The sequence below is a fragment of the Nonomuraea turkmeniaca genome (assembly GCF_005889735.1).
In the GTDB taxonomy this organism is placed as follows: domain Bacteria; phylum Actinomycetota; class Actinomycetes; order Streptosporangiales; family Streptosporangiaceae; genus Nonomuraea; species Nonomuraea turkmeniaca.
In genome coordinates this window covers 1-22,283 of record NZ_VCKY01000172.1, presented here as the reverse complement: position 1 = coordinate 22,283, position 22,283 = coordinate 1, and the positions used below count along the sequence as shown (strand labels likewise).

The following is a 22,283-nucleotide window of genomic DNA, read 5'->3' as shown; positions in this document are numbered from 1 at the left end:
GCGGGGGACGCCGGCGGAGGGTACGTGCGGAAACTAGTCGCGTTCGGCCGCCTGGGCTTCTCTGCGCTCGATGATCCGGCGGGTGAACGGGATGATCTCGACGACTCGGCTGCCGAGGTAGGCGCCGACGAAGGCGAGCACCAGGAGGACGACGGGGCTGGTGGCGAAGCCGTTCATGGTGACGAAGGCCTGCAGGATCACATCGAGCAAGGAGAACTCCGTGGAATGGGCTCAGCGGGGAGGCACTTAGGCTAACCGGACACGGCCAGTGCTCGCCCCCAAAACGCACTAAAGGGCGACACGATTGATCATGTCGCCCTTTAGTGGTTGATCAGTGGAAGAAGTGTCGGGTACCGGTGAAGTACAGGGTGATGCCGGCCTTCTCCGCGGCCTCGATGACCAGGTCGTCCCGGATCGAGCCACCGGGTTCGACGATCGCCTTCACGCCCGCCTCCGCCAGCACCTCCAAACCGTCCGGGAACGGGAAGAAGGCGTCCGAGGCCGCCACCGAGCCGGGCGCGCGTTCCCCGGCCCTGGTGACCGCCAGGCGGCAGGAGTCGACCCGGTTGACCTGCCCCATTCCCACACCCACGGTGGCGCCGTCGCCGGCCAGCAGGATGGCGTTGGACTTCACCGAGCGGCAGGCGCGCCAGGCGAACTCCAGGTCGGCCAGCACCTCGGCCGAGGCCGGCTCGCCGGTCTTGAGCTCCCACTGCGACACCGCGTCCCCGGGTGCGTCCACCCGGTCGACGGTCTGCACCAGGAGCCCGCCGTCGATCCTGCGGAACTCCGTCGGCTGCGCCGGCCCCTCCGCGCACACCAGCAGCCGCAGGTTCTTCTTCTCGCGCAGCACCTCGAGCGCCTCCGCGTCGAAGGCGGGTGCGATGACGACCTCGGTGAACACATCGGCGATCTGCCGGGCCAGCTCCACCGTGACCGGCCGGTTGACGGCGATCACCCCGCCGAACGCCGACACGGGGTCGCAGGCGTGCGCCTTGCGGTGCGCGTCGGCCACGTCGGAGCCGATCGCGATGCCGCACGGGTTTTGATGCTTGATGATGGCCACGCACGGGTCGGAGAAGTCCCAGGCGGCCCGCCACGCGGCGTCGGCGTCGAGGTAGTTGTTGTAGGACATCTCCTTGCCGTGCAGCTGCTCGGCGTTGGCCAGCCCGCCCGCGCCGGCCGTGTAGAGCGCGGCACGCTGGTGCGGGTTCTCGCCGTAGCGGAGGGTCGCCTTGCGCTCGTACGCGGCCCCCGTGAAGGCAGGGAGCTCGTCCTCTCCGTAGGCGCCCGCGAACCAGTTGGCCACGGCCACGTCGTACGAGGCCGTGTGGGCGTACGCGATGCCCGCCAGCCGCCGCCGCTCGGTCAGCGTGAACCCGCCTTCGGCCAGCGCCGCGAGCACGTCGCCGTAGTAGCCGGGGTCGACCACGACGGCGCAGGTGTTGTGGTTCTTGGCGGCGCCGCGGATCATGGCGGGCCCGCCGATGTCGATCTGCTCGACGCACTCCTCGTCGGACGCGCCGGAGGCAACCGTCTGCTGGAACGGGTAGAGGTTGACCACGACCAGCTGGAACGGGTCGATCTCCAGCTCCTCCAGCTGGGCCACGTGGTGCGGCTTGGTGACGTCGGCCAGCAGCCCGGCGTGTACGCGCGGGTGCAGCGTCTTGACCCGTCCGTCGAGACACTCGGGGAACCCGGTCAGCTGCTCGACCTTCGTCACCGGGATCCCGTACGACGAGATCGCGGCGGCCGTGCCGCCGGTCGACACGATCTCCACACCTGCGCCGTCAAGGGCCCTGGCCAGCTCCTCGAGCCCGGACTTGTCGTAAACAGCGATCAGCGCGCGCCGGATGGCGATGCGAGTCACGTGGATTCCCCTCCTGATTGGTTGCCGATGCGGACATGACGTCCGCTGACCGTCCAGCCCTCGCGGGCCATCCGGCCGACGTTCTCGACGAGCAGGCGGCGCTCGACGGTCTTGATGCGCTCGTGCAGGGCCGCCTCGTCGTCGCCCGGAAGCACGGGCACCGCCTCCTGCGCGACGATGGGGCCGGTGTCGATCCCCTCGTCGGCCAGCATCACCGTGCAGCCGGTGACCTTGACCCCGTGGGCCAGCGCGTCGCGCACGCCGTGCGCGCCGGGGAACGACGGCAGCAGCGCCGGGTGAGTGTTGAGCACGGGGAAGGCGTCGAGCGTCGGCGCACCCAAAATCTTCATGAAGCCCGCCGCCACCACCAGATCGGGTTCGTACGTGGCGATCTTGGCCGCGATCGCGCGGTCCCAATCCGCCCTTGTCGCATAATCGCCCAATTTTTCGACAAAAGTCGGGACGCCTGCTTTGGTGGCCCGTACCAGCCCTTCTATCCCTTCCCTGTCGGCGCCGACCGCCACTACGCGAGCCCCGTACGACGGGTCGGCAGAAGCGTCCAGCAGGGCCTGTAGGTTGGTTCCAGAGCCGGAGACGAGGACGACGAGCCGCCCAGCCTTAGACACGCACACTCTCCAAGAGGAAAACAGGGTGGGGGTGCCAGGGTATCTGTTCCTCGCCCGGCGACGCAGAGGAGGTCAGGTGTCGACACCGGTGCAGGCACCGGCAGGCCAGCAGCCCGCCGAATCGGCGGGTCGCCGAGCGATTTGGTTGTCCATCGCAGCGCTGGCCATGACGTTCATGTTGCCGCTCGCCGGCCTGGTCATGGCGCTGTTCGCGCTGGCGGCCGGGATCCGGGCGCTGCCGCTGCTGAAAGGCGCGGGCAAACCCACGGGGATAGCCGTGGGCGGCATCACCATCTCCTCGATCGCATTGGCACTGTCGGCCATGGCCACGGGGATGCAGCTGTATCTGATGGACGAATACTCCGCCTACCAGGAGTGCATGAAGGGCGCCGGCACGGTGTCCTCGCAGGGCGAGTGCTTCACCCAGTTCAGAGACGCGGCCGAACGCAAGCTCCCACCAGACGTCCTGGAGCTCCTGGGCGCCATGCAGCCCTGAGAGCGACCGACCCACGGATCATCCCGGAGCCAGCCGACGACTCTCCACGGCCCTAGGGTCACCACGGAGTCGGCCCACTGTGCGTCGTCACGGCGGCGCGCCACTGACCGGGTCAGAGAGCGTCTCCCTGGACAGAGGCCGGCCAACGACGGCGTTTGGGGCAACCACGTCGCAGCGTAAAGAAAACTAGTCTTTATCCCACGCGTAGGGATCGAGATAGATGACGTGGCCGCCGCGGTCGTCGGACTCGTCGACGATGTCCTTACGGGGCGGCCCTGCCTCCGCCGGCCGGGGTGGCCGCGCCTGGGCCTGTGTCTCGGCCGCCGCCGAGGCGTGCTCGTCCTGCCAGTCATCCCTGATGACCGGGATCTCCTGAGTATCGGCCTCGGTGGCATCCATCCAGTGGCCCGGCAGCGGGCGCGGGTCCGACTCGGCCAGTCCCACCTTGCTCGCCGCCTTGGCGATCGCGGCCCCCGCCTTGCGCACCGGGGCGGCCGCCTTGTCGAGTGGCGTGCGGGCCCGCTTGTTGAGGAGCAGCAGGTTCGTCACGCCCGCGGAGATGCCCGCGGCCACGCCCACCTCGAGCGCGACCGACAACGCCACCTCCCACGGTGACGGCCCGACCGCCGCCAGCCGACCGCCGCCGATGGGCCCGCCGGACAGCGCCGCCAGCGCCCCCGCCACGACGCCGGTGGACACCCCGGTGAGGAACCCCCAGAGCGGCGCCGCCTCGTACGACGGCGACGGCGAGATCCTGGCCACCATCACCCCCGCCACGGCTCCCGCCGCGAACGGCAGCGCGATCACCGCCATCATCCACGCCGGCACCGGCCCGCTCTCCGGCAACGCCCCCAGCAACGGCAGGCTCGGCACCGTGCCGAGTTGCACGCCCGTGGGCGCGACCAGGGTGTCCGCGCCGATGGCGAACCCCGGCCCCGCGATGTACGAGGACGCCCAGATGACGGCGTTGAGCAGGTAGAGCAGCTGGAGCAGAATCAGCAGCACGCCGCCCACGAAGCCGGGCGACAGGACGCTGGACAGCTCCTTGACCTGGTCGAAGTTGAGCACGACGGCGACCAGCACCAGCGCCAGCCCGGCCACCAGCAACAACGCGGTGGCCACGGCCGTGCCGACGGTGAGCGCGCGCACCCGCTCGGGCAGCAGGTTGAGCATCACCCGCCAGGGCCCGATCATCCGGGCGGTGGCCAGCGCCCCCGCCAGGAACGCCAGCACGAAGTGGCTGAACAGCGCCTCGCCGATGAACGGCTGCGTGATCTCGTTGCTCGCGACGAGCGCGATCAGCCCGGCCAGCAGCGCGTACGGGGCCGCCAGCGACACCCCGGCCTGCACCACCAGCACCAGCTGGGCTCGGCGGCGGGCCTGGGCCTGCTCACGCGGGCTGTTCTTGGGCAGCCGCTCGGGCAACCGGAGCCGCAGGTCGGCGTCGCGTGCCATCCAGCGTCCCGCCCGGTAGAGCAGCACAGCGGGCAGCATGATCAGCCCAAGCGGCAACAATCCGACCCGGCCGCCCGGGATCGCGAAACCTGCGTGGTGCGCGGCCAGCCAGAGCTGCGCCGCCGTACGGAACACCCCCGGCAGGCCGGAGCCGAGCGTGCCGCGCGGGGCGGCGATCCAGCCGACCAGCGTGAGCGTGGTGAGTGCGGCCAAGCCGACGCCCAGCGTGCATGCCGCGGCCAGCATCCCGGACACGGGCAGCGGGCGCCGCGCCTCATCGTCGTCACCAGGGACCCCGGGGAGCTTGCCGAGCACCGACCGGGGGGCACTACGCAACTGGTCGATAATCGCCGTCACAGTAGGTGATTTTCTCAACCTTTCCCAACCACCGCTTGGTTGACGCGCCGGTATTTTTATTTTCATCCTTTACACTTCGACGGGTTGCCCCACCCGCCGTCGCCGGCCGGCGCCTGTCCAGGGAGACGCTTTCTGACCCGGTCAGTTGAGCGATGAGCCTGGGCCGGAGAGAGCGAGGGCACGATGCCAACGGAGGCCCGTAGCGAATGCGACCATAAGCAGGGCGCGCCGCCGTGACGACGCACAGTGGGCCGGCTCCGTGGTGGCCCCTGGGCCCGCACCGCCCGCGCACGGGAAAGCCCCGCGCGGTGCCTACCACGCGGGGCCTTCTCAGGGATGATCAACGAGCCTGCATGATCTCGCGCATCAGGCGGGCCGTTTCCGACGGGGTCTTGCCGACGCGGACGCCCACCTTCTCCAGGGCCTCCTTCTTGGCCTGGGCGGTGCCGGCCGAGCCGGACACGATGGCGCCGGCGTGGCCCATCGTCTTGCCCTCGGGCGCGGTGAAGCCGGCCACGTAGGCGACGACCGGCTTGGTCACGTGCTGCTCGATGTAGGCCGCGGCCCGCTCCTCGGCGTCGCCGCCGATCTCACCGATCATCACGATGGCGTCGGTGCCCGGGTCCTCCTGGAAGGCCTGGAGCGCGTCGATGTGCGTGGTGCCGATGACGGGGTCGCCGCCGATGCCGACCGCGGTCGAGAAACCGAAGTCGCGCAGCTCGTACATGAGCTGGTACGTCAGCGTGCCGGACTTCGACACCAGCCCGATGCGGCCGGCGGTGGTGATGTCGGCGGGGATGATGCCGGCGTTGGAGGCGCCGGGGGAGGCGATGCCGGGGCAGTTGGGGCCGATGATGCGGGTCTTGTTGCCCTTCTCGACGGCGTAGGCCCAGAACTCGGTGCTGTCGTGTACCGGCACGCCCTCGGTGATCACCACGACGAGCGGGATCTCGGCGTCGATGGCCTCCTTGACGGCGTCCTTGGTGAACGCCGGCGGCACGAACACGACCGACACGTCGGCGCCGGTCTGCTCCATGGCCTCCTTGACCGTGCCGAACACGGGCAGGCCCTCGTGCACGGTGCCGGCCTTGCGGGCGTTGACACCGCCCACGACCCTTGCCCCGGAGGCGAGCATGCGGCGGGTGTGCTTGGTGCCCTCGCCGCCCGTCATGCCCTGAACGATGATCTTGCTGTTTTCGGTCAACCAGATGGCCATGAGTTACGCACCTACCGCAGCGAGCTCGGCGGCCCGCTTGGCCGCGTCGTCCATCGTGTCTACCAGCTCGACCCGCGGGAGCGCGGCGTCGGCCAGGATCTGACGCCCGAGCTGGGCGTTGTTGCCGTCGAGGCGGACCACCAGCGGGTGGGTCACGGCCTCGCCCCGGCTCTCGAGCAGCTTGAACGCCGAGACGATGCCGTTGGCGACGGCGTCGCAGGCGGTGATGCCGCCGAAGACGTTCACGAAAATCGACTTCACGTCGGGGTCGGAGAGGATGATCTCCAGGCCGGCGGCCATGACCTCGGCCGAGGCGCCACCGCCGATGTCGAGGAAGTTGGCCGGGGACGGCTTGCCGGGGAACGCCTCACCGGCGTAGGCCACGACGTCAAGGGTGGACATGACCAGGCCCGCGCCGTTGCCGATGATGCCGACGCTGCCGTCGAGCTTGACGTAGTTGAGGTCCTTCTCCTTGGCCGCGGCCTCGAGCGGGTCCTCGGCCGCCTTGTCGGCCAGCGCCTCGTGCTCCTGCTGGCGGAAGGAGGCGTTGTCGTCGAGCGTGACCTTGCCGTCGAGGGCCTTCACCTGGCCGTCGGCCGAAAGGATCATGGGGTTGACCTCGACGAGCGTGGCGTCCTCGTCGACGAAGCAGCACCAGAGCTTCTCGATGAGCTCGGCGGCGCCGTCGAGCGACTTCTCCGGCAGGCCGCCGGCCACCGCGATCTCGCGAGCCTTGGCCCGGTCGATCCCGGTCAGCGCGGAGACCGGCACCTTGGCGACCTTCTCAGGAGCGCTGTGGGCGACCTCTTCGATGTCCATGCCGCCGGCGGCGGAACAGATCGCGAGGAACGTACGGTTGGCGCGGTCGAGCAGGAAGGAGAAGTAGTACTCCTCCGCGATCGCGCTGGCCTCCTCCACGAGCACCTTGTGGACCGTGTGGCCCTTGATGTCCATGCCCAGGATGGCGGTGGCCTTCTCAGCGGCGTCGGCGGCGTCGTCGGCCACCTTCACGCCTCCGGCCTTGCCTCGGCCACCGGTCTTGACCTGGGCCTTGACGACAACGCGGCCGGTCAACTGCTCAGCGGCCGCCCGCACCTCCTCCACGGTGTGGGCGACGATGCCGCGCGGCACCGGGATGCCGTAGTCAGCGAAGAGCTCCTTCGCCTGATGTTCGAACAGGTCCACGAGGGTCCGTCCTTGCTTATCCGACTGATGTTCGACGGCCCGGGCAACTGCGCTGACGGTCGCATCCGCTTCGCCGCTCGTTGGCTTCGTTCCTCGCTCTCTCACGGCGAGCTCCTACGCTCAGGGGTGCGTGCCGGGCGTTTCCGCCAGTGAAGCCTAGCCCGAAGCTTGACCTGCCCAGGTCATCGGGTCATGGTTCTCCCGCTATGTGACGCTGATCTCACTTCCGGCGAGAGGCTGCGGATCGTGTTCTGCACAAAATATGCACCGATTCGCCGTCGTAGCGCCCGGGCATCGACATATGGCCGTGATCTCTCATTGGCAGGCTTCCCGCGCCCCCTTGTTTTCCGATTCAAAGGAATCACATGAAGCGAATTCTCGCGGGCGTCGCGCCGGCTTCGGCGGACGCGCTCGGACGACCGGCGCTTTCAGCTCCGGCATGCGGGGGCCCTTCCCGTCCGTGATCGCCATGGGACGTTACGTGTATACGCAGGATCTCCGATATCCACCACGCGGGCCGGAACGCTATGATCACGACCCAGCTTTTTCCACCTCGCTTCACCCCGAGACACGAAAGTTTCGGCGGGAAGCACCGGTGATCCCCCTCAACAAAGGAATCCGCATGAAGCGAATGCTCGCCGGCGTGGTGTTAGCCACCACCGCCACTCTGGTCGCCGCGACGCCCGCGATGGCCGCCGCACCGAAGAACCCCGTCGTCACGGTGAAGAAGCAGCTCGCTCCTGGCAAGGGAGTGAAGTTCACCGAGCGGACCACCCTCGACGTGGACGGGCAACGCGATATCTTCGTCCGCCGCAGCGGCACGTTGCAGTTCAGCAAGTCCGGCGTCGCGGCCTCGGACATCACGGGCAAGTTCAACATCTCGCTGAAGGACCTGGGCGCAGACGCGGACGACGCCCCGGAGCTGCTCAAGGCTCTGGCCACGCCGGAACGCACGATCAGGGTCGGCACCACGGCGTACCTGTCCGGCGGCATGTGGTCGACCCTGCTGCCCGAGGGCAAGACCTGGTTCAAGATGCCCAAGGGCCCGACCGGCGGCGTCACCGGCGTCTACGGCCAGCCGCTGAACCTGGCCGAGCCCGCCACCCTCAAGACCCTGTTCAAGGGCGCCAAGCCCGCCGGCGGCGGCTACGCCGGCAAGATCACCGTGGGCGCCCTGTGGAAGGTGTCCCCGTGGTATCGCGCAGCCGCGCTCTCCAAGCCCTCCGCGAAGGCGCAGAAGAGCACGATCAGCTGGCGGATCACCGTGAACTCGGCCGGCCTGCCGACCCGGCTCGTGTCGACCTTCCCGGTGGCCGCCCTGTCCACAGGGAAGGGCACGGTGAGCGTGGACACGAGGTTCTCCGGCTGGGGCACCGCCGTGTCGATCAAGGCGCCGCCGGTGGACGAGGTCGCCACCGAGTTCGAGAACGGTGAGGACGACGCGTCCATCATCTGGGACCAGTTCGGCAACGTCGGCGGCTGATCCAGTCGCTTCAGCCCTCTCCCGTCGCCAGGCGGGAGAGGTGCGGCTGTTGTGGTGGAGTCGGTGAGGCCGATGACGTTTCCCACGGGTCGGGCAGCTCCACGGTCCCGCCCGTGAACCCCTCGCGTCGGGGCCGCCGCGACGGTCCAGAGGGCTAGCCGAGCCGCGACTCGCGATGGCGTGCCCATTCGAGCGAGTGCCTGATGCCGTCCTCGACGGAGTAGCGGGCCTGCCAGTCGAGCAGGCGGCGGGCGCGGTCGCTGCGGGTGTAGGCGCCGGCCACGTCACCGGGACGCGCGGGGGCCTCGACGACCTCGATCGGGTGGTCGACGACGCGGTTGAACGCCTCCACCAGCTCGCGGACGGTGGTGCCCGCGCCGGTGCCCAGATTGATCACGGCCTCGTCCAGGTCAGGGAAACGCCGAAGGGCCGCGACGTGCGCGGTGGCCAGGTCCCAGACGTGGACGTAGTCGCGGATGCCGGTGCCGTCGCTGGTCGGGTAGGCGGTGCCGGTGATCTGGAAGGGCACGCGGTCCTCGTACGCCTCGATCATCTTGCCGAGGGCGTGACTCGGACGCCGTAGTTGCAGGCCGGTGCGCATCTTCGGGTCGGCGCCGATGGGGTTGAAGTAACGCAGGGAGACGATCTTGATGGGGTGGGTGGCGGCGATGTCGGTGAACATCGCCTCGCACACCGCTTTGGTGCGGGCATAGGGGCTCACGGGGTCGAGCGGGGAGTTCTCGTCCACCGTGTGGTCCTCGCCCGCACGGTAGATCGAGGCGGACGAGCTGAAGACCATCTGGGTGCAGCCGTTGCGGATCAGGTGGTCGATGAACTCCAGGCTCTTGGTCACGTTGGCGCGGTAGTAGCCGATGGGGTCGGCGACGGAGTCGGGCACGACGATGAGCGCAGCACAGTGGATGACTGCCTCGATATCCGGATTTTCGGCAAATATCTTGTCAATCAGCGGGCCGTCGCTGATGTCTCCCTCATAGAAGACCCGCCCCTCGGCGAACTCCCGCCGCCCCGTCACGAGACTGTCGAGAATCACCGGCGAGATCCCCGCATCCAGGCACGCCGAGGCGACCGTGCTTCCGATAAAGCCCGCCCCACCACTGATCAGAACACGCATGCCCGCACCCTATCTTCGCGCGGCCCCGTATCCGGCCGGGCTTTCCCAAGAGCGTGCCCTCGCCGCCCGAGCAGACCGCCGGCCGCCCGCCGCCCCGCTGAGCCATCGGCGGGCATCGGCGGGCATCGGCGACGGCCGAAGTGTCATGACGCCGATACCGTCGGTCGCGATCAGGTGATGGCCGAGGGCACTTTCCGCGGGTCATCGAGACCCATTCTCCGGGCAATCAAGGATGCCGATGATGACGCCGGCTCGACGATTAACCGTTGTCCTCGTCGCGGCGCCGCTGCTGCTCACTTCCCTGCAGCCGGCAGCGCACGGAGTCGCGCGGAAAGAATACGCTCGCTTCGCCGATTCCACCTGCCCGGGAAAAGGGAAGTACGACGAATACGAACATGGCGCTCCGTGGCGGCTCTGGCTGAGAAGCGGCCGGGTGATGCGTCCTACATCCGGATCCGCGGCCGAGCGAACGGCGGCATGCGCGTCGTCGACACCTCCACGAAAACCCTCCACCGCCCCTGACGGGCCTTCTCCAACACTCCCATCCTGTACGGCTTCGCCACCTGGGCCGCCACCCGCCGCACTTCGGCTGGGGACCCTCCAGGAACACGGCCTCTGAGCCCTTCAGTGGCTGAGCGCCGTCACGGCGCGCATCGTGGGCCGGGACCGTGGTCACAAGCCCGCGGGCCAAGAACGGATCCGCGGCTGCCCATCGAAGGCCCCACATGCCTTCACCTGGGGCCGGGTTCGGCAAAGGTTTGGCGGGAAGGGCGCAAGGGCGGCCTGGTCTTGGGGGCGTTGGCATGCGACATTTCCAGATATGGGCAGAGACGTGCCGGTGGTGGTCTTCAGCCGCGAGGACCGGCGGAAATATCGCGAAAAGGTGCGGCGATGCCTCGACGTCTTCGCCCAGTTGCTCCGTGAATCCCGTTTTGAGCTCGAACGCCCCCTCGCCGGCCTGGAGATCGAGCTCAACATCGTGGACGCGGACGGCGAGGCCGCCATGCGCAACGCCGAGGTGCTGGCCGCCATCGAGCAGCCGGACTGGGCCACGGAGCTGGGCCAGTTCAACATCGAGATCAACGTCGAGCCTCAGGAGCTGACCGGCGACGGCGCGCTCCGGCTGGAGAACGACGTACGAGCACGACTCAACCACGCTGAGTCACGCGCCCGCTCCCAGGGCGGGCACCTGGTCCTGATCGGCATCCTGCCCACACTGCGCGAGCAGGACATCGGCGAGGGCACGCTCTCCGCGAACCCCCGCTACCGCCTGCTCAACGAGCAGATCTTCGCCGCCCGCGGGGAAGATCTGCATCTGTGCATCGAAGGCGTCGAACGCCTGGAAACGCACGCCGACAGCGTCGCACCCGAGGCCGCCTGCACGAGCGTGCAGCTCCACCTGCAGGTGAGCCCAGAGGCGTTCGCCGCGCACTGGAACGCCGCCCAGGCCATCGCGGGAGTGCAGGTCGCGGTCGCGGCCAACTCCCCTTACCTGTTCGGCAAGGAGCTGCACCGCGAGACCAGGATCGCGCTGTTCGAGCAGGCCACGGACACGCGGCCGGCCGAGCTCAAGGCGCAGGGTGTGCGGCCGCGCGTGTGGTTCGGCGAGCGGTGGATCACGAGCGTCTTCGACCTGTTCGAGGAGAACGTCAGCTACTACCCGGCCCTGCTGCCGCTCTGTGAGGACGATGACCCGCGTGCCGAGCTCGAACGGGGACGCGTCCCCCACCTCCACGAGCTGACCCTGCACAACGGCACCATCTACCGCTGGAACCGGCCCGTGTACGCGGTGGTGGGCGGCATGCCGCACCTGCGCGTGGAGAACCGCGTGTTGCCCGCGGGGCCCACCGTGGCCGACATCGCGGCCAACGCCGCCTTCTACTACGGTCTGATGCGCGTGTTGCCGCACGCCGAACGGCCGATCTGGAGCCAGATGTCCTTCCAGGCCGCGGAGGACAATCTCAGCGCCGCGGCGCGGCACGGGATCGACGCACGGCTGTACTGGCCGGGGCTGGGCGAGGTGCCCGCCGCCGAGCTGATCCTGCGCCGCCTCCTGCCCATGGCGCACGAAGGGCTGACCGAATGGGGTGTGGACCAGGCCGTCGCCGACCGGCTGCTCGCCATCATCGAGGGCCGCTGCCTGACAGGGCGTACGGGGGCGACCTGGCAAGTGGAGCGGGTGAGCGCGCAGGGAGGCGACCGGCACGAGGCGCTGCGTGCCATGACCCTCGAGTACATCGAGCGAATGCATACGAATGAGCCCGTACACCAGTGGGAAGTTTGACGTCCTCCCCTGCCTGAAGGACCCGTTGCTGATCTCTCAAATCGTCACTCGTGATCAGTATGGATCCGGGATGGTGGAGGTAACCCCGAAGCCTTCAAGGTGGTGCCCTCATGTCGCTGGAGCCGCAGCCTGTCCGTGAGATCCCTGAATTGACACAGCGGGTGGCCCGAGCAGCCTTTCCCAAGGGATCACTGGCCATTCGGCTGCATGACAGCCTGGGACAGGTCTTCGATGACGTCCTCTTCGCTGAGGCGTTCCCAGCCGATGGACGACCCGCCGCCTCCCCTGGAGCGCGCTTCGCACGTGGATGGTCCCGGCCTGTCCGGGCCACATCCTGACGGGGTCCGGATTCCTTTCAGGCCTGAAGGTCAGGCCATCCTCTGGAGGCCCCGGTGAAGGCTGTGACTCTCCGTCCGCTGATCGTTGTTCTTGTCCTGCTGCTGGCTTCCTGCGGCATCACCCGCCCGCCGTCCATGAATGCACAGGGCGAGGACGACTTCCAGGACGACATCCGCACGGCGCGGACGTTGTCGGAGGAGTTCTGGGAGCAGCAGTTCGCCCAGCTAGGGGAGACATATCGGCCTATCGCCGACTTCGTCCCATACTCCGGGACCTCAGGGCCGAGCTGCGGCGGTCAGCCCTCCGTACCGAACAACGCCTTCTACTGCCCCGTGGGCCACTTCATCGCCTACGACCAGGACTGGCTGGAGGGCCTGTGGAACGAGATGGGGGACGGGTCCGTCTATGTGATCATTCCCCATGAGCTCGGGCATTCCATCCAGGCCCAGCTGGAGTCCAACTACGAGCTGAACGTGCAGATGGAGCTGCAGGCCGACTGCTACGCGGGCGGCACCCTGTCGGCCCTGGTCAACTCGGGCGCCCTGCTGGCGGACCGGGGCGACGAGAAGGAGCTGCTGGCCAGCCTCGCGGCCGCCGGCGACCCGACGGACGACTGGCTGAACCCGGCCGCCCACGGCACGGCCGAGCAGCGGCAGGCCTCGTTCGCGAAAGGCTATCGGGACGGGGTGGGGGCCTGCTGACGTCATGAGGTCGACCGTGGGTGTACACCCCCATCAACCCAAAGGATGATGTGGTCGATCATGACCACGCCGTACCGTTGACGCATGCCACTGGAGGAGATCGGCTGGCTGCGCCGGGGGGCGTGCAGATCCAGCGACCCTGACCTCTTCTTCCCCCTTGCCCCCTCGCCTCTGCAGGAAGCGCGCGCCAAGGCGATCTGCGCGGGCTGCCAGGTGATGGAGGAGTGCCGCTCGTACGCATTACGAGCGGGCGAGTCGGAGGGCATCTGGGGCGGCCTCACCGCCGTAGAACGCCGCCGCACCCGCTTCCCGGCCGGCTGGCGCAACTCCGCTGCCGCCTCCTGACGCCCCTCCCACGGCACCCGCACGCCATTCGCGCCGCCATCGCGCTCGTGGCCGTAGCGGCGGCGGAGGGGCAGTACGGCGAGCCTGAGTGCCGTTCGCCGACGGAGCAGCATGCCCCCATGGGGCGCCCGTCGGAGCGGACGGGACAGCGCGGCTCAGCCCGATGCGGCGTCATCAATGCGGCGGTCCCACGAAGGCCGGGGTAGTGCGGGATGCGCGCGCCTCCGATGACACGAGCAGCGATTGGGCCGGCTCGGAGGCGCGGGACCACGCGCTCCAGCGCGCAGTCCGGGACGACCGCAGACCTAGCGAGCGCCGGCGAAGGAGGCGGAGCGCGGGATGGCGAGCCCCAGGAGGCGCGACCGCATGGGGTTGCGAGGTGGCCGGCCGGGCGCGACCGCGCGGAGCACGAGGTGGCGAGCCGGGTGCGACGGCGTGGGGCGGGTGGCGGGTGGCGGGTGGCACGAGGCGGGGCGAGGCAGGCGTGTCGCGACGTAGCCTGCAAGAGTGCTCCTCCGCTCGATCGCCGTCCTCGCCGCCGCCAACCTCATGAACAACAAGATCGCCCCCCGCCTGGGCCCCCTGACCTCCACCGCCGCAACGGCGGCCCTGGTGGCGATGGCTCGCAAATCCGGCCTGTCATGGGAGGAGCTGGGCTTCGAACAAGGCCGTCGCGGCGCGATCGCGGGCGGCGCCCTGGCGGCGGCGGTGGCCACCGCCTACACCATCGGCATCTCCAACCCGCGCACCAGGCCGCTCTTCCACGACGAGCGCGCCCTGTCGCTCTCGCGCGCCCGCGTCCTGGAAGAGGCCCTCCTCCAGGTCCCGCTCGGCACGGTGCTGCTTGAGGAGGTGGGCTTCCGCGGAGCCCTGTATTCCATGCTGCGCCAAAGGCACGGCACGGTCGCCGCCACGGCGGTCTCGTCGGGCCTGTTCGGGCTCTGGCACATCCTGCCTGCCATGGACATGGCCCGCGCCAACCCCGCCCTGGGCGCGCTGGCGGCCGGTGAGTCGCCTACTCATCTGGACATGGCGCGGGTGGTGGCGGGGAGCGTGGTGTCCACGGCGGCGGCCGGGGTGTTGTTCTGCGAGCTGCGCCGCCGCAACGGCCTCCTGGCCCCGGTCATGCTGCATCTTGCGACCAACTCCTTGGGCTATCTCTTCGCCCGGATTGCCGCGAAAAAGAAGTAAGTCCGCGCACTCTGGTCACTCCTTGAATGAGAGTTCTTCACCTATGGATGAAGATCCTCCCCCATTTCGTGGAGCGTTCCATATGCGGCCGACCTCGATGCTTTACGGTCTCCCGGGACGCTCTCCCCGAGGTCGGCGCCGCTTCGGGGGGAGCGTATATCAAGATCACGATTTCTGATATACGCTGGAGGTACGGAGGTGGTGTTGCATGCGTACGGTGATCGACATCGACAAGGCCCTTCTGGAAACGGCCCAGAGGAAACTGGGGGCGGCGACCATGAAGGAAACGGTCCACGCCGCGCTCCAGGCGGTCGTCGAGCGGGACGCGGAAAGGGCCAGCGCAATCGAGGCGTTCGAGTTCTGGCGCACGGAGGGGAGCCCGGACCTGCTGGATCCGGAGATCATGAAGCATGCGTGGTGACAACAGGACTGATGTACCTGCTCGATAAGAGCGCCGTGGCGCGCATACGCACCAGCGACGTGATCGCCAAGGCGCTGTACCCGCTCTATGCCGCCCGGGTCGTGGCGACCTGTTGCGTCATCGACCTCGAGGTGCTCTACAGCGCCCGCGACTTCGGCCACTACCAACGCATCCTGCACGCCCAGCGCCAGTGCATCACGCTGCCAGTGGATCAGGAGGTGCAGAGACGGGCACTGGAGGTGCAAAGGCAACTCGTCGAGCGCTCGCACCACCGCGGCATCGGGCCGAACGATCTGCTGATCGCCGCCTGTGCCGAGGTGCATGGGGCGACGGTCGTGCATTACGACCGCGACTTCGACATCATCTCCGACGTCACCGGGCAGCCCGCGCTCTGGGTCGTGCCGCCCGGTTCCGTGCCCTGAAAGATCTCAGGCGGTGGGGACCACCTGGAAACCCTCCGCGTAGCGGCCCTCGCCGAAGCCGGCCTGTTCGGCCCAGGCGGCGAAGCGCCCCTTGACGAACTCGGCGAACCCTTCCACGTGCGACACCTGGCTCACATGCGACTGCAGGGCCGCGAGCTTGCGGTCCATGGCGTCGGTGACGTCCACCCAGTGGTTCGGGGTCGGGCCGCCGTTCAGCCAGACCTCCCGTACCGTCCACGCCTCCAGGCCCTCCTCCTTCAGCAGTTCGGGGAAGGCGTAGGGGTTGCGGGCGTCCGGGTAGACGGCGTCCAGGGTGGCTCCCCCGACGGCGCGGTGGTCGGGATGGCTGGGGGCGATGAACCGGTAATTGCGATCCGGGTGGTGAGTGATGACCAGGTCCGGCCTGACCTGGCGGATCACACGGGCGATGTCGCGCCGGAGCTCCAGGGAGGTCACCACCTGCCCGTCGGGGTAACCGAGGAAGCGCACGTCCGTCACGCCGACGGCCTTGGCCGCGGCACGCTGCTCGCTCCTGCGGAGTTCGGCCATGCCGGAGTTGTCCAGAGTACGCTCGTTGCCGCCCGCGTCGCCGTCCGTGACCAGCAGATAAGTGACCTCCACTCCCCTGTCGACGAACAACGCCACACTCCCGGCGGAGCCGAAATCGGCGTCGTCGGGATGCGCGGTCACGACAAGGACCCGGTTGATCTCGGCTTCCGGCAACATGGCTCCCCCTTCTTGACCTTCCGTTGAAGGACAACCGGAGCCCTGGCGATGGCATTCCATGCGCCGTTTGTCGGTGGGGAGTCTTAACCTAGACGCGTGCCGACCCAAGTCTCTGTTGACCACCCCTTGCTCGACGGTCTCAACCCGCAGCAGCGCGAGGCCGTGATCCATCACGGCGGTCCACTGCTCATCGTGGCGGGGGCGGGGTCGGGGAAGACGCGAGTGCTCACCCATCGCATCGCGTACCTGCTGGCCGAGCGCAAGGTGCATCCGGGCGAGATCCTGGCGATCACGTTCACCAACAAGGCCGCCCGGGAGATGAAGGAGCGCATCGACAAGCTGGTCGGGTCGCGGTCCAAGGTCATGTGGGTGATGACCTTCCACAGCGCCTGCATGCGCATCCTGCGGCGGGAGGCCAAGCGGCTCGGGTTCCCGTCCAGCTTCTCGATCTACGACCAGGCCGACTCGCAGCGGCTCATGGCGATGGTCTGCAGGGAGATGGAGCTCGACCCCAAGCGTTACCCGCCGCGCTCGTTCTCGGCACAGGTCAGCAACTTCAAGAACGAGCTGATCGACTACGAGACGGCGATCGACAAGGCGGGCTCGCATCTGGAGAAGACGCTGGCGCAGGCGTACAAGGCCTATCAGCTCAAGCTGACCGAGGCCGGGGCGATGGACTTCGACGACATCATCATGAACACGGTGACGTTGTTCCAGCTCTTCCCCGAGGTGGCCGAGCACTATCGGATGCGGTTCAGGCACGTGCTGGTGGACGAATACCAAGACACCAACCACGCCCAGTACATCCTGATCAGGGAGCTCGTCGGGCATCCCGAGCTGCGCACGACGGACGGGGACCTGGTGCGGTCCGGGACCGACCAGTCGGAGTTGTGCGTGGTGGGCGACGCCGACCAGTCCATCTACGCGTTCCGGGGCGCGACGATCCGCAACATCCTGGAGTTCGAGCGCGACTACCCGGACGCGCGGACCATCCTGCTGGAGCAGAACTACCGCTCGACCCAGAACATCCTGACCGCGGCCAACGCCGTCATCTCGCGCAACGAGTCGCGCAAGCCCAAGAACCTCTGGTCCGACCAGGGCGATGGGCCCAAGATCGTCGGGTACGTCGCGGACAACGAGCACGACGAGGCCATGTTCGTGGCCCAGGAGGTCGACCGGCTCAGCGACGAGGAAGGCGTGAAGCCCAGCGAGGTCGCCGTCTTCTACCGGACCAATGCCGCGTCCCGGGTGTTCGAGGAGATCTTCATCCGCACCGGGCTGCCGTACAAGGTGGTCGGGGGTGTGCGCTTCTACGAGCGCAAGGAGGTCAAGGACCTGCTGGCCTACCTGCGCGTGCTGGCCAACCCGGCCGACGTGGTGTCGCTGCGGCGCATTCTCAATGTGCCCAAGCGCGGCATCGGCGACCGGGCCGAGGCGATGATCGAGGCGCTGTCGTCGCGCGAGGGCATCACGTTCTGGGACGCGCTGCGCAGGGCCGAGGAGGCGTACGGCATGGCGACGCGGTCGCTCAACGCCGTGCGTGAGTTCGTCGCCATGATCGAGGAGCTGATCGCCAAGGCCGAAGGCATGCCGCCCTCGGCCATGGCCGAGGAGGTGCTGGTGGCTACCGGTTACCGCGCCGAGCTGGAGGCTTCCGAGGACCCGCAGGACGAGTCGCGGCTGGAAAACCTCAACGAGCTCATCTCCGTGGCCTCGGAGTTCGAGGAGGCCAATCCGGAGGGCACGCTGGTGGAGTTCCTGGAGCAGGTGTCGCTGGTGGCCGACGCCGACCAGATCCCCGACGCGGACGGCGGGCAGGGGGTCGTCACGCTGATGACGCTGCACACGGCCAAGGGGCTGGAGTTCCCCGTGGTCTTCCTGACGGCTATGGAGGACGGGGTCTTCCCGCACATCCGGTCGCTGGGCGAGCCGAAGGAGCTGGAGGAGGAGCGCCGGCTGGCCTATGTGGGGATCACGCGGGCGCAGAAGCGGCTCTACCTGACGCGGGCGGCCGTACGCAGCTCGTGGGGGTCGCCGTCGTTCAATCCCGCCTCCCGCTTCGTCAACGAGGTGCCCGGCAAGCTCATCGACTGGCGTACGGATCCGGAGAAGTCGGCCTGGAGCGCGGCCACCCGGCGGGAGCCCGCCGCCCGGCCGGCGCCGGCGAAGACCGGAGGCGCGGGCGGACGCACGGTGCCGTCGCTCACCCCGGGGGATCGGGTCTCGCACGACGCGTTCGGGCTGGGCACGGTGGTGGCCGTGGACGGGGTCGCGGAGAAGACCAAGGTCAAGATCGACTTCGGCAGTGGCGGGGAGAAGACGTTGCTACTGGCGTACGCGCCGCTCGAGAAGTTGTGACCCCCGAGTAGGTCTTCGCCGAGCGGCGCCGGCCGGGCGATCGGGACTCTCAGTGGATGCTGGTGAATGGGGACTGGCCCTGGAGCAGGCGGAGCCCGCCGCGCGGTGTCCACGGAAGGGCGCCGGCCTGCTGGCCGACCGGGGCGCGGTCGCGGCGGGCCATGCGGCTACAGGGCGCTGCCCTTCTTCCACTGGGTCCAGTTGAGCTGCCAGTAGCTCCAGCCGTTGTTCCACTGGAGCTTGCGCTTGGTGCCGGTGATCTTCACGACGTCACCGCGCTGGGCGATCGTGTAGAAGTACTTGGCTCCGGCCGGGGTGGCCCGGACGCAGCCGTGGCTCTGGTTGGAACGCCCGAGGAAGTGGTAGTAGCCGGCGCTCTGGTGGACGTACTCGCCGCTGTCGGAGATGCGGACCGCCCACGGAATCTGCTCCTTGTAGTAGCGCGGGTCCTTCGGATCCGTCACGCCCATCCAGGAGGAGGTCATGGTCTCGACGGCCTTCTTGCCCATCGTGAGATGGACGCCGCTCGTGGTCAGGTAGACGTCCACGCCGTTCCTGGTCAGCCCGCCCTTTCCGGCGCTGATCGGGATCTTCTTGGCGAGCTTGCCGTTCCGGTAGACCTTCATCGTGTGCGAGCGGGTGTTGACCACGGAGATGTGCTGCGCCCCCACGGCGAAGCGGCGGGAGACGTCCTTGGCGCCGGTGTTGCCCGGCAGCTCCGACAACCTCGCGGTGAAGAGCACCTTCTGGTACGGCTTCCAGTACGTCTTGGTCCGGTAGATGACCTTGCGTGCCGACACCCACCGCCAGGCGCCTTCGACCGGCTTCTCCGGCGTCACCTCGAGCAGCGCCTCGACGTCCGCCCTGTCCTTGGCTTTGACGTCACGGTCGAAGGTGACGATGATCGGGAAGCCGACGCCCACCTTCTCGGCCTTCTCCCCCATGGGGGTGATGTCGGCGATGCCGAGCTTGACCTTCTTCGCCGGGACGATGACTGCGGCGCCCGCGGGAACCTGGATCGCGGGGGCGGCTTGAACTCGCGATGCGGGGACACTCTCCGCCGCACAGGCCGTCGCGGCGACCAGTGCGACCATGGCCGGAAGCATCCGGGTGACGCGCTTCAAAGGGGTTACTCCTGGACTATGTGCCTATCTACCTCCTTGTGTGACAAATGAGACGGGTGATTCGTCTGCCGAAAAGGGATAACTTTCCCGTAACGGTGTAATCGACCTAGACCAGGCGGCGGGCGGTGGCCCAGCGGGACAGCTCGTGGCGGTTGGAGAGCTGGAGCTTGCGCAGGACGGAGGAGACGTGCGTCTCCACGGTCTTGACCGAGATGAACAGCTCCTTGGCGATCTCCTTGTACGCGTACCCGCGCGCGATCAGCCGCAGCACCTCGCGCTCGCGCTGCGTCAGCGAGTCGAGCTCGGGGTCGATCGGCGGCGCCTCGGAGGAGGCGAACGCGTCCAGCACGAACCCGGCCAGCCGCGGCGAGAACACCGCGTCCCCGTCGGCCACCCTGCGGATGGCGTCGGTCAGCTCCTTGCCGCTGATGTTCTTGGTGACGTAGCCGCGCGCGCCGCCCCTGATCACCCCGATGACGTCCTCGGCGGCGTCGGAGACCGACAGGGCGAGGAAGCGGACCTGGGAGCCGGAGCCCAGCACGCGGCGCAGCACCTCCTGGCCCCCGCCGCCGGGCATGTGCACGTCCAGCAGGACCACGTCGGGCTGGTGCTCGGCGATCGCCTTGACGGCCGACTCGACGTCCTCGGCCTCGCCCACCACCTCGATCGAGTTGCCCAGCTCGGCACGCACCCCGGACCGGAAGAGCCGGTGATCGTCGACGATCAATACGCGCGTCATGCCTTCTCCACCTTCATCGTCAACATCACTTCCGTGCCCTCGCCAGGCTCGGTGCGTACGCGGGCCGAACCTCCGTGACGTTCCATTCTGCCGATGATGGACTGCCTGATCCCCATCCGGTCGAGTGGCACCGTCTCGAAGTCGAACCCCTTACCCCGATCCTTCACGAAAATCGTGACCTCTTCACCCTCTACTTCGGCGTAAACGGAAATAGAGGGGCTTTCGGAGTATTTGGCGGCGTTGACCATCGCCTGCCTGGCCGCCTTCAGCATGGCGCCGAGCCTGCCGCCCCCGTCGAGGTCGATGTCGCCGACGCAGACCACCTCGATGGGCACGCCGTGCGCGTCCTCCTCCTCGGCGGCGATCCTGCGTACGGCGGCCGCCAGCGTGGCGTCGGCGTCCTGCGCGGGCTGGTAGAGCCAGTTACGCAGCTCGCGCTCCTGGGAGCGGGCCAGGCGGCTGACCTCGCGCGGGTCGTGGGCGACGCGCTGGATCAGCGTGAGCGTGTGCAGCACCGAGTCGTGCACCATGGCCGCGACCTCGGCGCGTTCCTCCTGCCTGATGCGCTCGCGCCGCTCAAGCTGCAGCTCCTTCCACAGGCCCGCGAGCCAGGGCGCGGCGATGACCGCCAGGCCGCCGACGACCACGACGGTGAAGAGCAGCCCCGGTCTGGCCTCCTGCCACGCCAGCTCGCCCTGCGAGTACAGGAACCCGGCCGCGCCCACCACCACAAGCATGACGCCGAGCAGCGTGCGCACGCGGTTCTTCCTGATGCTGAGCGCGGCCCCGCTCATCCAGCTCCGGCGGCGTTCGGGGTCGGCCTGCTGCCAGAGGATCAATGCGCCGATGCCGCCCACCGCGAACGGCAACATGCCGATCCCTCCCTGGGAGGCCCCCGTGAGCCAGCCGAACGCGAGCAACGCCAGCCCGATCGCGGTGAACGCGGCGAGCTGGCTCCAGTCCCGCGCCGGCGACTGGCCCTGGTGCGGCTGTCGCGGTGTGACCATCCACAACACCGCATACACCACCGCGCCGATCCCGTCGACGACACTGAGCAGCACAAAGGCCAGCCTGATCACGACCGGATCAAGCCGGAGCTGCGTCGCCAGCCCCTGGGCCACGCCGCCGAGCAGGCGGCCCTCCATGGGGCGCATCATGCGCCGGAACGGCGCGTCGCCGGTGGGCTCGGCGAGAGTCTTCTGGTCAGCCATAACATGGCCATCGTCACATGTCGGGGGCGTTCCGGGCATCAGGGAACAACCCCCGGGTCGGGTCAGGGGTGTCCCGGATGCGAGCACACCCTGCGCAGGGCCACGATAGTTCCATGACAGAAGGTCCGCCCAGAGAACCGGCCGCCTCCCGCAAGGTGCTGCGACGTAGCAGCGAGGGACGCATACTCATGGGAGTGTGCGCGGGTCTCGGGCGGCACACCGGCATCGATCCCGTGGTGTTCCGGGTGACGTTCGCCGTGCTGCTGCTCGGCTCGGGCGTCGGCCTGTTCCTGTACCTGGCGGCGTTCCTGCTGATGAAGGAGCCGAACGGAAGGCCCGGGATCATCGAGCAGTGGACCCGGCGTGACTTCGACGCCGAGGCCGTGATGGCGCTGCTGACGGCGGTGCTGGCGTTCGGGCTGGCGATCAACCTGGCCACGATCTGGTTCGACGCGGGGACGCTGGTGGTGGGGGTGCTCCTGGCCGTGTCGCTGCTGGCGGCGCACTCCAGCGGGGTGGACCTGGTGGGGCTGGCCCGGTCGATGCCCGAGCGGCTCAGCCGCCGGCGGGTGGAGGAGCAAACCGCGCCGTCCTACACCTGT

21 protein-coding genes are annotated in these 22,283 nt (G+C 68.5%); 10 read left to right on the top strand and 11 right to left on the bottom strand.

Annotated elements, in window-relative coordinates; translation table 11 throughout:
- Window positions 1-33 precede the first annotated feature (33 nt).
- The 3 genes from ETD86_RS55815 to purN all read right to left on the bottom strand — a co-directional run bounded on the left by ETD86_RS55815 (window position 34) and on the right by purN (window position 2,496).
- Entirely contained in the window at window positions 34-210 is a 177-nt protein-coding gene (locus tag ETD86_RS55815; RefSeq protein WP_170223472.1) for a hypothetical protein, read from the bottom strand.
- 121 nt (window positions 211-331) lie between these two features.
- A complete protein-coding gene (gene purH / locus ETD86_RS37590) occupies window positions 332-1,870 on the bottom strand; it encodes a bifunctional phosphoribosylaminoimidazolecarboxamide formyltransferase/IMP cyclohydrolase (RefSeq protein ID WP_138671412.1) in 1,539 nt (512 codons plus the stop codon).
- The gene (gene purN / locus ETD86_RS37585) at window positions 1,867-2,496 is read right to left on the bottom strand and encodes a phosphoribosylglycinamide formyltransferase (RefSeq protein ID WP_211370563.1); all 630 of its coding nucleotides are present in this window, start codon (window positions 2,494-2,496) and stop codon (window positions 1,867-1,869) included. Before purN ends, purH begins: the two co-directional genes overlap by 4 nt.
- Before the next feature lie 76 nt (window positions 2,497-2,572).
- On the opposite strand from purN, the gene ETD86_RS37580 reads away from it, so the two are divergent.
- On the top strand, window positions 2,573-2,992 hold the full coding sequence (locus ETD86_RS37580) for a hypothetical protein (protein ID WP_246148795.1): 420 nt from the start codon (window positions 2,573-2,575) through the stop codon (window positions 2,990-2,992).
- 186 nt (window positions 2,993-3,178) lie between these two features.
- Here ETD86_RS37580 and ETD86_RS37575 read toward each other — a convergent pair whose 3' ends face one another.
- The 3 genes from ETD86_RS37575 to sucC form a co-directional block, all read right to left on the bottom strand.
- Window positions 3,179-4,804, bottom strand: coding sequence for a cell division protein PerM (locus ETD86_RS37575; RefSeq protein ID WP_138671410.1), 1,626 nt, complete (start codon window positions 4,802-4,804; stop codon window positions 3,179-3,181).
- A 340-nt stretch (window positions 4,805-5,144) separates the two neighbouring features.
- A complete protein-coding gene (gene sucD, locus ETD86_RS37570) occupies window positions 5,145-6,020 on the bottom strand; it encodes a succinate--CoA ligase subunit alpha (protein ID WP_138671409.1) in 876 nt (291 codons plus the stop codon).
- A gap of 3 nt (window positions 6,021-6,023) precedes the next feature.
- A complete protein-coding gene (gene sucC, locus ETD86_RS37565; RefSeq protein ID WP_138671408.1) occupies window positions 6,024-7,205 on the bottom strand; it encodes an ADP-forming succinate--CoA ligase subunit beta in 1,182 nt (393 codons plus the stop codon).
- A gap of 622 nt (window positions 7,206-7,827) precedes the next feature.
- On the opposite strand from sucC, the gene ETD86_RS37560 reads away from it, so the two are divergent.
- Window positions 7,828-8,688, top strand: coding sequence for a hypothetical protein (locus tag ETD86_RS37560; RefSeq protein WP_138671407.1), 861 nt, complete (start codon window positions 7,828-7,830; stop codon window positions 8,686-8,688).
- Between the two features lie 154 nt (window positions 8,689-8,842).
- Here ETD86_RS37560 and galE read toward each other — a convergent pair whose 3' ends face one another.
- Window positions 8,843-9,820 carry a UDP-glucose 4-epimerase GalE gene (gene galE, locus ETD86_RS37555; protein ID WP_138671406.1) on the bottom strand — a complete coding sequence of 326 codons (978 nt, stop codon included), beginning with the start codon at window positions 9,818-9,820 and terminating at the stop codon, window positions 8,843-8,845.
- 820 nt (window positions 9,821-10,640) lie between these two features.
- On the opposite strand from galE, the gene ETD86_RS37550 reads away from it, so the two are divergent.
- From ETD86_RS37550 to ETD86_RS37525, 6 genes are all read left to right on the top strand, one after another.
- Entirely contained in the window at window positions 10,641-12,104 is a 1,464-nt protein-coding gene (locus tag ETD86_RS37550) for a glutamate-cysteine ligase family protein (RefSeq protein ID WP_138671405.1), read from the top strand.
- 392 nt (window positions 12,105-12,496) lie between these two features.
- The gene (locus tag ETD86_RS37545; RefSeq protein ID WP_138671404.1) at window positions 12,497-13,144 is read left to right on the top strand and encodes a neutral zinc metallopeptidase; all 648 of its coding nucleotides are present in this window, start codon (window positions 12,497-12,499) and stop codon (window positions 13,142-13,144) included.
- Between the two features lie 84 nt (window positions 13,145-13,228).
- Window positions 13,229-13,489 (top strand): WhiB family transcriptional regulator, encoded by a 261-nt coding sequence (locus tag ETD86_RS37540; RefSeq protein WP_138671403.1) that lies wholly within the window; start codon window positions 13,229-13,231, stop codon window positions 13,487-13,489.
- Between the two features lie 507 nt (window positions 13,490-13,996).
- Window positions 13,997-14,680 carry a CPBP family intramembrane glutamic endopeptidase gene (locus ETD86_RS37535; RefSeq protein WP_138671402.1) on the top strand — a complete coding sequence of 228 codons (684 nt, stop codon included), beginning with the start codon at window positions 13,997-13,999 and terminating at the stop codon, window positions 14,678-14,680.
- 208 nt (window positions 14,681-14,888) lie between these two features.
- Entirely contained in the window at window positions 14,889-15,101 is a 213-nt protein-coding gene (locus ETD86_RS37530) for a type II toxin-antitoxin system VapB family antitoxin (protein ID WP_138671401.1), read from the top strand.
- Between the two features lie 11 nt (window positions 15,102-15,112).
- A complete protein-coding gene (locus tag ETD86_RS37525; RefSeq protein WP_246148794.1) occupies window positions 15,113-15,523 on the top strand; it encodes a PIN domain nuclease in 411 nt (136 codons plus the stop codon).
- Window positions 15,524-15,529: 6 nt separating this feature from the next.
- On the opposite strand, the gene ETD86_RS37520 is transcribed toward ETD86_RS37525, so the two are convergent.
- Entirely contained in the window at window positions 15,530-16,249 is a 720-nt protein-coding gene (locus ETD86_RS37520) for a PIG-L deacetylase family protein (RefSeq protein WP_138671399.1), read from the bottom strand.
- 96 nt (window positions 16,250-16,345) lie between these two features.
- Here ETD86_RS37520 and pcrA point away from each other — a divergent pair, with 96 nt between their 5' ends.
- Window positions 16,346-18,607 (top strand): DNA helicase PcrA, encoded by a 2,262-nt coding sequence (gene pcrA / locus ETD86_RS37515; protein ID WP_484213968.1) that lies wholly within the window; start codon window positions 16,346-16,348, stop codon window positions 18,605-18,607.
- Between the two features lie 167 nt (window positions 18,608-18,774).
- Here the strand turns inward: pcrA and ETD86_RS37510 are convergent, their stop codons facing one another.
- The 3 genes from ETD86_RS37510 to ETD86_RS37500 all read right to left on the bottom strand — a co-directional run bounded on the left by ETD86_RS37510 (window position 18,775) and on the right by ETD86_RS37500 (window position 21,681).
- Window positions 18,775-19,731: a L,D-transpeptidase gene (locus ETD86_RS37510; protein ID WP_138671398.1), complete on the bottom strand. Its 957-nt coding sequence runs from the start codon at window positions 19,729-19,731 to the stop codon at window positions 18,775-18,777.
- A gap of 106 nt (window positions 19,732-19,837) precedes the next feature.
- Window positions 19,838-20,470: a response regulator gene (locus ETD86_RS37505; RefSeq protein ID WP_138671397.1), complete on the bottom strand. Its 633-nt coding sequence runs from the start codon at window positions 20,468-20,470 to the stop codon at window positions 19,838-19,840.
- Window positions 20,467-21,681, bottom strand: coding sequence for an ATP-binding protein (locus tag ETD86_RS37500; RefSeq protein WP_138671396.1), 1,215 nt, complete (start codon window positions 21,679-21,681; stop codon window positions 20,467-20,469). The genes ETD86_RS37505 and ETD86_RS37500 overlap by 4 nt, the downstream gene beginning before the upstream one ends.
- A gap of 113 nt (window positions 21,682-21,794) precedes the next feature.
- Here ETD86_RS37500 and ETD86_RS37495 point away from each other — a divergent pair.
- Window positions 21,795-22,283: PspC domain-containing protein (locus ETD86_RS37495; RefSeq protein WP_170223471.1), on the top strand; the 489-nt coding region annotated here is incomplete at its 3' end.

Bases quoted from the DNA above. Each gene is read 5' to 3' on its own strand.
- sucD (WP_138671409.1), bottom strand. From the start codon at position 6,020: ATGGCCATCTGGTTGACCGAAAACAGCAAGATCATCGTTCAGGGCATG.
- ETD86_RS37560 (WP_138671407.1), top strand. From the start codon at position 7,828: ATGAAGCGAATGCTCGCCGGCGTGGTGTTAGCCACCACCGCCACTCTG.
- galE (WP_138671406.1), bottom strand. From the start codon at position 9,820: ATGCGTGTTCTGATCAGTGGTGGGGCGGGCTTTATCGGAAGCACGGTC.
- ETD86_RS37550 (WP_138671405.1), top strand. From the start codon at position 10,641: ATGGGCAGAGACGTGCCGGTGGTGGTCTTCAGCCGCGAGGACCGGCGG.
- ETD86_RS37540 (WP_138671403.1), top strand. From the start codon at position 13,229: ATGCCACTGGAGGAGATCGGCTGGCTGCGCCGGGGGGCGTGCAGATCC.
- ETD86_RS37530 (WP_138671401.1), top strand. From the start codon at position 14,889: ATGCGTACGGTGATCGACATCGACAAGGCCCTTCTGGAAACGGCCCAG.
- ETD86_RS37525 (WP_246148794.1), top strand. From the start codon at position 15,113: ATGTACCTGCTCGATAAGAGCGCCGTGGCGCGCATACGCACCAGCGAC.
- ETD86_RS37520 (WP_138671399.1), bottom strand. From the start codon at position 16,249: ATGTTGCCGGAAGCCGAGATCAACCGGGTCCTTGTCGTGACCGCGCAT.
- ETD86_RS37505 (WP_138671397.1), bottom strand. From the start codon at position 20,470: ATGACGCGCGTATTGATCGTCGACGATCACCGGCTCTTCCGGTCCGGG.
- ETD86_RS37500 (WP_138671396.1), bottom strand. From the start codon at position 21,681: ATGGCTGACCAGAAGACTCTCGCCGAGCCCACCGGCGACGCGCCGTTC.